The sequence below is a fragment of the Bartonella sp. AP150HLJHH genome, from assembly GCF_042196385.1.
In the GTDB taxonomy this organism is placed as follows: domain Bacteria; phylum Pseudomonadota; class Alphaproteobacteria; order Rhizobiales; family Rhizobiaceae; genus Bartonella.
In genome coordinates, this window is sequence record NZ_JBHIQC010000013.1 from 40,614 (window position 1) to 49,244 (window position 8,631).

General features: G+C 39.5%; 6 protein-coding genes. 3 read left to right on the forward strand and 3 right to left on the reverse strand.

Going from position 1 to position 8,631, the window contains the following annotated elements:
• Window positions 1-903 precede the first annotated feature (903 nt).
• Window positions 904-1,917, reverse strand: coding sequence for a sensor histidine kinase (locus ACFING_RS06470; RefSeq protein ID WP_375613649.1), 1,014 nt, complete (start codon window positions 1,915-1,917; stop codon window positions 904-906).
• Between the two features lie 22 nt (window positions 1,918-1,939).
• Window positions 1,940-2,734, reverse strand: coding sequence for a response regulator (locus ACFING_RS06475; protein ID WP_375607013.1), 795 nt, complete (start codon window positions 2,732-2,734; stop codon window positions 1,940-1,942).
• Between the two features lie 168 nt (window positions 2,735-2,902).
• Here ACFING_RS06475 and ACFING_RS06480 point away from each other — a divergent pair, with 168 nt between their 5' ends.
• From ACFING_RS06480 to ACFING_RS06490, 3 genes are all read left to right on the forward strand, one after another.
• Window positions 2,903-3,106, forward strand: coding sequence for a NepR family anti-sigma factor (locus ACFING_RS06480; protein WP_375610684.1), 204 nt, complete (start codon window positions 2,903-2,905; stop codon window positions 3,104-3,106).
• A gap of 7 nt (window positions 3,107-3,113) precedes the next feature.
• On the forward strand, window positions 3,114-3,668 hold the full coding sequence (locus ACFING_RS06485) for an RNA polymerase sigma factor (RefSeq protein ID WP_375611691.1): 555 nt from the start codon (window positions 3,114-3,116) through the stop codon (window positions 3,666-3,668).
• A gap of 224 nt (window positions 3,669-3,892) precedes the next feature.
• Window positions 3,893-5,323 (forward strand): sensor histidine kinase, encoded by a 1,431-nt coding sequence (locus tag ACFING_RS06490; protein WP_375611692.1) that lies wholly within the window; start codon window positions 3,893-3,895, stop codon window positions 5,321-5,323.
• An 899-nt stretch (window positions 5,324-6,222) separates the two neighbouring features.
• On the opposite strand, the gene ACFING_RS06495 is transcribed toward ACFING_RS06490, so the two are convergent.
• Window positions 6,223-8,211 carry a M23 family metallopeptidase gene (locus ACFING_RS06495; protein WP_375630227.1) on the reverse strand — a complete coding sequence of 663 codons (1,989 nt, stop codon included), beginning with the start codon at window positions 8,209-8,211 and terminating at the stop codon, window positions 6,223-6,225.
• Window positions 8,212-8,631: the final 420 nt, after the last annotated feature.

Here is an 8,631-nt window from a genome sequence, read left to right on the forward strand (position 1 = left end):
TCCCCTTTGAGATGTCCGTTCCTCCTTTGAGATGCTAGTTCTATAGTGAATTAATCAAAGTCATTGGCTTGCACGTCATAAAAGGGTATGTATGGGCTTTGTGGCGGTGAGAAATATTTGAAACAAGACTAAAATGCCTCTTATGGACGCTCTCAAAGGTCAATGGCTGTTGTAACATGAGAGACAAATGGTATGATGATACTCAGCTACTACTTTTATGAAGTGAAAAGGGGCATGAAGGTAAAGAAGGACGTGGCGTAACAAGGGGCGGTTTTGATGGTTCACTTTACGGGGGCTATTATATCTTATTTACACATACTGTTTTGAAATGAGCGTGGATGCGCTGGGAAATATTAAAAAAGTGCGTGAATGAGGAACACAAGTGTATCCTGTTTTAGGATGCCCTATTGTAACTGAAGAGGATATCTCCATTAAAGAATGCGATAAATAAAAGCATAAAATGTGTAATTTACATCAATTAATTGTCGTTGTCGTGGATGCTTTAAGCCCGTAAAGCTGAAGAGTGATGATGGATATTAGCTTTACTCCTTGAAATTTCATATTCTGCCAAAATAAAATTATATACGCATTGCGAAAATTACACAAAAAGAGATGGGTAACAGGCTCGCTTTTATTTTGCATATAAAAGCTGAAACGGTTTGCTCTTTATCGTTTTGGTTTCTGTTTTAAAATATGCCGGTTATATGAGGGATGGAAGTTGATTGACAGCGGGAATGGATTTTATGTGACTTTCAGTTCTCATCGTTAAGGTTTTGCGGAACTATTGGGGGACTATAGAGGTTGGTTTAAAGAGGTTGGAAAATATCTTTGTGCTTAATAAACAGATGAGACATTTTGCTAAAAAAGGGGAAAATTCTCTTGTTCATTGTTTAAAATGCTCTTTTAAGAAAAAATATCAAAATAAGTATCAGGAACAGAGAGGCAATAGACAATTCCTTCTTGTGTCAATCTGAGAGAAGCTGAACCATTCACGGAAATGGGAACGATTTTTTCGAGAACGGCACTACCAAAACAGGCTTTTTTATTGTTTGTGGGAGGGATGCCGGATTCAAAATTTTCATGCCAAGTGATGATAAGTTGCGTTTTGCCATTCAGTTTTGTTTCGATTTCACAGCGTACACAGATGCTCCCCTTTTCTTGGGAAAGGGCTCCAAAAGAAAGAGAATTGACAATCAGTTCATGAAAAGCCAAACCGATATGCAAAGCGGCATTGGGAAAAAGATAAGGATCGACGCCTTCAAGTGAAAAACGTTCTGTTTCTTTCATAAAATAACCTAAAGCCTGCGTTTGGACCAATTCGCGAAATTGAGCACCGCGCCAATCGGAATCAGTGATCAGATCTTGAGAATGAGAAAGAGAATGAAGACGACCTTGAAATTTTCGTAAAAAAACCTGAAGAGATTCAGTATAGCGGGCGGTTTGACTGGCAATACTTTGAATGATCGCTAGAAGATTTTTAGAACGGTGACTGACTTCGCGAAGAAGGATTTTAAGCACTTGTTCACGGCGGCGTAAGCCGGAAATATTGACACCGGTGGTGATAATACCAATAATGTCTTCGTTATCATTGCGGTGGCAATCAATAGAAAATTTGTACCAAATCTCTTGTTTGTTTGTATCTTCAAAACGTGCTTCAACAGTTTGCATTTTGCCACTGGCTAAAACTTGCAGTTTGATGGTTTCCATATTGTCTGCAAGGTCAAGCGAAAAAAAGTCGCTGTCACGACACCCAACCCGCCATTTATTGTGCAAATGATGTGGCAAGTTTTCAGCCCATAAATAAACCAGATTTGTTGCCTGATAGAGAACGCAAATATCAGCACCACGAATCGCTTGCATGAGCGCACTCATATGAGATCTATCCATGGGAGGCTTTGAAAGAGGCGTAACGATCATAATTTTAAGATGTTACCCTGTTCTAAGCCGCTTTAGAAGCATTCTCTTGAAAAAATAAAGCTTGGGAAATAAGCGCTTTCACCATATCAGGGTTAAAAGGTTTGGTCACTAAAAAAGTTGGTTCTGGACGCTCGCCAGTGAGAAGCCTTTCGGGAAAAGCCGTGATGAAAATCACCGGTATACGGTCATTTTTCAAAATCTCGTTGACCGCATCAATCCCTGAACTGTTATCGGCTAATTGAATATCAGCCAAAATCAACCGTGGTTTTTTCTTATGATACATGATGACAGCTTCATCACGCGTGCGCGCTATTCCTACAACATGATGACCTAGGCTTTCTACCATTTGCTCAATATCAAGTGCAATAAGAGGTTCATCTTCAATAATCATTACTTCAGTGGCAATTTGTTGAGAAATATCAATGGATGCTTGGTTGAGAAGCTTGCGAAATTCTTTCGTATCCAGATTCATGATTTCGCTGGCGTCTTGTTCATGAAACCCTTCAACGGCAATGAGCAAAAATGCTTGGCGTGCACGGGGCGTGAGATAGGATAATTTGGCACTGGTTTTTTGTTCAAGACCAAATTGGGGCAGGGGTTCTGGGATGTTCGGTGTGGTTTGGTCAAAAAGATGGCAAAAAAGCCAATAGGTACCAATTCGGTCAGTGGAGGCTTTGGGAAAAATGGAGATGTCGGCAATGAGTGCTTCCAACATCGCTGAAACATAGGCATCGCCAGAGGATTGGCTACCGGTGACAGAGCGGGCAAAACGCCGAAGATAGGGAAGATGCGGGGCAATGCGCGTTGATAATGACATAATTTATAACTCCTTTGACCTTTCAAGCATTTTGTTGGTTGAAATTCTCAACCGATAAAAAAGTTCCTTGATTTGTATGGAACTTTTTACCGGCAGCTATATTTACAACTATAAGGCGAAAAATTCTTCGCGGTGCTACTAGTAATATATGGATTAGGGGGATGAAAAATGAACGACCGTGATGAAAAAAATCTCACTACACAATTTAGAGTTGGAGATGATCTTCTCGGGGTCAATAGCGAAATAGCACGGAAGTTACGTCAATTTTATATGGAAATTCAAGAAGAAGCACTGCCACGGTGTTTGCTTGAGCTTTTAGAGAAGTTGGAGCGCGCAGAGCAATTTGGCTTAAACAATGTGGAAAAGGTTTGAATCCTTTATGTCAAAGTGCGCGAAAAACTTTAAACAAGAACTCCTTTCTGTGTTGCCGGCTTTACGAGCTTTTGCTGTTTCTTTAAGTGGCAAGCACGATAAAGCCGAAGATTTGGTCCAAGATACTGTTATGAAGGCATGGGCTAAGCAAGATAGTTTTGAGATGGGAACTAATCTTAAAGCTTGGCTTTTTACCATTTTGCGCAATGAATTTTATAGTCAAATGCGTAAAAAGGGAAGAGAAGTTCAAGATACCGATGGCGTGTTTACTCAAAATGTCGCTGTTCATCCTGCTCAATATGGATCGCTTGATTTGCAAGATTTCAAAAAAGCCTTAAATTTGCTTTCTGCCGATCAAAGAGAAGCCATTATTCTCATTGGCGCATCGGGGTTTTCTTATGAAGATGCTGCGGCTATTTGTGGTTGTGCTGTTGGAACCATTAAAAGCCGTGTGAGCAGGGCGCGTAATCGATTACAAGAACTTCTTAAAGTCAATGGTGAGTCTGATTATGGTCCTGATTCTTACTCAGCTGGAAGTACATTGTGTTCATTTAACGGCTAAAAAAGCATAATAATTATGATTGATAGCCTTGTTTTTTTTATTCCCGTTATAGCTATTACAGTAAAGTCAGTATCTGAGGGAATTCAGAAGTTTGGCGTGTATCCTTAGGAACACAAGAAAAGCCTGTATAAAACTTTCTCACGGGCTTTAGGTTTTATGTTCCATAAGGTTGCCTTCCTTTGTGCTGAAAAATGACGACTTTCAAGTTCGCCAATGGACATTCTATGACAACAAAAACAAATTTGATGCCTCAAATGCCTTCTTCTGATGCAACGATATCACGCTGGCGGTGGGGTGCGATTGTTGTTTCTCTTGTTATGGCTCTTTTGGCATCGGTTTTTATTATGTTGCTTTCAAATGCCGTTGATCGAGAAGTCGCACAGTTGAATACAAGTTCAGAATTGCGCGAACAGGCTGATTTGGTCCTTATTAGCCTGATTGATATGGCTGTTGCTGATCGCAGCTATGCAAAAACGCGCAAGGCGGAAGATAAAATACGTTTTGAAAATGCAGAGCGGGAGTTGGGGAATATTCTCGACTATATCGCACTTATTGTTTATGCGCATCCGCAGTGGTATAAATGGTTTACGGCTTTTAAAGAAGAGGTTGAAGCACGAAAAGCCTTTATGAATGCCCATATGCGTGCTCTTGATGCGATTCCTGAACAACCTTCTCAACCCTCTCATGCGGACTCTTTGGAAGTATCAAAGATTCCTGTAGCACGTTTAGCTCAATTGATGACAAGCTTTATTAATGGGGATGATGTGGTGCGACAAAAACAGCGTGAGGGTATCGCATTGATGCGGGCGGCTTTGACATTGGCGGCTATTGTTTCCGTTGTGAGTACCTTTATTTCTGCCTATTTTGTTATTAATCGTTTTCATCGTGATATGCGCTCTTTAAAATTGTATCAATTGCTGCTTCATAGTGAAAATATCGCTCTGGAAGCCCGCGTGAAAGAACGAACACAAGAATTAGAAAGAGCACGTAATCACGCTGAAAAAGAACGCCAACGGGTTGAAATATTGTTGCAGGATGCAAGCCATCGTATTGGCAATTCTCTTGGAACGGTGTCTTCTTTGTTGGGGCTCCAGTTAAACCGGAGCAAAAATGAAGAGGTCCGTGCTGTTCTAGGGGCTGCACGTGATCGTATTCAGACAATTTCTACAGCACATCGTCGTTTGCGCTTAAGTGATGATATGGAAACGACACTATTGGCAGAGTTTCTCAGCTCTGTTGTGCATGATGTCGAATTGGCAGTCCCTTTTGAATTGCGTGAAAACATCACCATTCACACCAACTTTAAAGATTGTCGCCTGTCTTCAAGAGATGCGACAACACTTGGAATTATCCTTGGTGAACTGCTGACAAATTCCTTAAAACATGCCTTTCCTGATCAACGGTCTGGTCATATTTATATCTCCTTTGGTCCCCAGAAAGATGGACAATTGATGCTCATTGTAGAAGATGATGGCGTGGGAATGAAAAGCCAAACTTTAAAACAAAAAACAGGACTTGGTCGTGTGGTCGTGGAACAGCTCTGTATGCAATTTGGTGAAAAACCTCTGTTTGAAACTTCTGCTTTAGGAGGCACAAAGATTGTCATTCCTTTGCCAAAACTTAGCATGAATAGTTCAAAAAAAAGCTCTGACTGATTTTTTAAAAGGGTAAATTTTCTCTTTTCTCGTGGTAAGCTGCCTTTCATTCATCGTGAATGTATGGGGAGGGCATCTTTTCACAAGAAGAAGGAAAAATACGGCTTCAGTAGCGCGAACACAGCACCATTCATATCAGATTGTCAATTGCCTTCAAGAGAAACAACTTTGCTTCTTTATCTTTTGGTGTAATGTTTGATTTTCTCTCTTGTTGTTTTTTTGCTTTGTTGACTCCGATGATCGGCTTTCAAAGTTCTCCTTGTCTGAGAGCTTTGAAGTGCTTAAGTTAGCCTTTAAATTTATTTTGAATAAGTGCTCCTTTAAGCCAATAATACTTATATTCGTAAGCTCTATTGCTTTGCAAAAAGATTGTTTTTTCAAGTTTTGTTATTTTTTGTAAGGCATGTGAAACTTTAAATATGGGGTGTTTTTGTAAAAGTGTGTAAGGAATATTCTTAAGGTAGAACGTGCTCATAAAGTTCATGAAACACCGTCCTTTAGGGCTATGAACAGCATACATTCAACAAGTGGAATCTATTCAACAAGAAGTCGGGTTGTTTATAGAATGATATGGATTTTAGAATCTTCATCCTTTAGCGGGCACCTCTTTGATTTGAGATTTTATTGCATGGCAAATAAGGACGGGCTATCGTTTTGATAAAATAAACAAGAAGAGTTAGCCTTTTGGGGTTTCATATTTTTCACTTTTCTATTGTGCGTAAACCTGAAAAGGGGAGGGTGTTTTATTTTTAATCATTGTGATGCGACCTTGGGTGGTGGAATCTTTCGGCGTATTCTTTAATAGATATTTAAAATGCGGAAATCTCTTTGAGAAAAGTAAGCGCTCAAGCATATTTTTTAGATGTTTTGAGTCGTAAAAATGCAGATGCTTTCATGCTTTAAGTCTCTTCGGAGGGTGCTATTGGGCTGTTGATCAAGGCATCAATGTTGTTTTTTTCTTGTAGGAATGTTTGTAGGTCTTGATTGGTTAAGGCTTTGCTATCCGGTATACGAATGCGCATGGGATCAACCTTGACGCCATTGACAATGATTTCAAAATGACAATGGGGTCCGGTTGCCATTCCTGTTGATCCAACATACCCAATAATTTGTCCTTGTCGTACTTTCACGCCTGGTTTGATGTCTGGTGCATAACGACTTTGGTGTGAATAACTGCTGATATATCCATTGGCATGTTGAATTTCCGTATGGTTTCCATAGCCGCCTGTTACGCCTACTCTTGTGACAATACCATCTCCTACAGCAATAATGGGTGATCCTTTAGGAGCAATCCAATCAACCCCCGTATGCATGCGGACATAGCCTAAAATAGGATGTTTGCGTGGACCAAAGGGAGAGCCAAAAATGCCATTTGGTGTGGGTTTGCGCAGCAAGAAAGGCTTTGAACTTTTCCCTTCAGAATCATAATAATCAACGCTTCCATCTTTTAATTGATAACGGTAATATTTATAAGTTGTATTCCCAAAAGTTGCACTAATATAACGAATTTCTGGATCAGCGTTCTTGGATACTTCCTTTGCTTTCAAATTCTTTTTGCCGTTTTTGTTTTCTTTATCGCTTTGTGGTACAGCATAAAATATTTCGATCTGATCATTGGGTGTTATCGGACTTTTCATATCAATATTGGTGGCCAGCAGACGAATAAGACGATGAGAGAGAGATTGTGATATATTATGGCTTAGCAAAGCACTATAGAGTGCATCATAAGCCGTTGGTAATTGTGCGCTATTGATATAAGAATGTGGAATACCATTTTGAAAAGCCGTTTTAAGTGCTTTAGACATTTTAGGCTCTGTGCTTTCAATGAATTGGCCTTTATCATTCAGGGCAATGGTGAGAACATGATGCATCCCTTGATAGATACTTGCGCGTACGAGATGGTCTTCTTCACCAGCTTGTGTCACGATACCAATGCGTAAAAGGCTTCCCTCTTTAAGGGAATCGGAAAGGCTTATTTTTTCTAGCGTTTTTACAACCTGGTCAATTTGCTTTTTTGTATAACTGGTTTTTTTGAAAGCATCGGCTATCGTTTGTTTTTTACGAATAGGAATAATATCTTCAACATAGTTTTTCGTCAGATCGATACGGTGACTTTGAGGAGAAACGGTTACATTTTCTTGAACGATTCGAACTTCAGGGGATTCTGTGCCTTGGGAAGGGGAGGATACATCTTCTAATTTTAAAGGATCAATCAATGTGAGAACTGAAAGAAGTTCGGAGCTCTTTTCTAAAGTAAATCCAGCTTTTTGTACTTCTTGTTGTGCCTCTTCATCTGTCAATGTGTCGCTGTCATCAAAATCGAATTGATTTACCTTAAAATCATAGCTGCGTAAGGTGAGTTTTGTTTCAACCTTTGCTCCATAAATCTGCCCAGAATCTTCTTGTGGTGCGATATTTTGATTTTTCGTATCACTAGCAAGAATGCTTAAAGAATCAAATTTTGGATAGCTATATTTCTGGGGGCGATTTTCGGCTAAAGCCATACGAATCCATTCAAAATGTTGTGTTTGAATGACTTTTTCATCGCCTTTTTTTTGTAGAATCGATAGTTCAAATTGACGTTTTCTGTCAAAGCTTTGCCTTGCATGGGTGGGAGAAATACGATCACCTTTATAGCCATTGGCCTCAGGGTCTTGTGATTCTGATAGGTTTTCTTGCGTAAACCATTGTGGCGGTGTTACCAATCGCTGTTGTTCATCAAGAGCCGTAAAAAGTGCAATCCCCATAAGAATGCAGGAAGTGATTCCTGTCAGAATGGTTCCCGTAAGCCAACGAGCAGAGACCTGTCGGCGCGCAGGCCGCAAGCGCTTGACGACAAGAGCAGGGTCTTGTCCAGGATCGTTTTTTTGTTGTTCGTTATCCCACATAGATTTATAAAAGTACTTTTCAATATTAAATAAAGAAAGCTAGATAGATAGCTTAGCATGCTTCTACAGGAATTTGATTCTTTTTACAAATTACAGATCATGCGATTCTCTTTATACAGCAATGTCTTTATAAATCGTATCTGCGCAGAAAATTTTCTCTATTAAAGTAGTATAAAACAAGCGTTATTGTGATTAACTCATTCCTAGGCAACTTCCTATTTTTATGCATTGCAATGGGGTGCTATATTTTACTTTAAAGGCGTCATGCTCTCTTTGAACTCCTTGCTGTTTTCATGTTTTATTTTTATGAAGGCAGATTTTGCCTATAATTGCTTGTTTCCAATAATGTTTTGAAATAGGATTTTTTGTTCAATATTTCATTGGTAAAGTTTGGGTTATTTTATTTAAAAAAAATAAAAA

Coding starts and splice junctions, on each gene's coding strand:
- ACFING_RS06475 (WP_375607013.1), bottom strand. CDS start 2,734: ATGTCATTATCAACGCGCATTGCCCCGCATCTTCCCTATCTTCGGCGT.
- ACFING_RS06485 (WP_375611691.1), top strand. CDS start 3,114: ATGTCAAAGTGCGCGAAAAACTTTAAACAAGAACTCCTTTCTGTGTTG.
- ACFING_RS06480 (WP_375610684.1), top strand. CDS start 2,903: ATGAACGACCGTGATGAAAAAAATCTCACTACACAATTTAGAGTTGGA.
- ACFING_RS06470 (WP_375613649.1), bottom strand. CDS start 1,917: ATGATCGTTACGCCTCTTTCAAAGCCTCCCATGGATAGATCTCATATG.
- ACFING_RS06490 (WP_375611692.1), top strand. CDS start 3,893: ATGACAACAAAAACAAATTTGATGCCTCAAATGCCTTCTTCTGATGCA.
- ACFING_RS06495 (WP_375630227.1), bottom strand. CDS start 8,211: ATGTGGGATAACGAACAACAAAAAAACGATCCTGGACAAGACCCTGCT.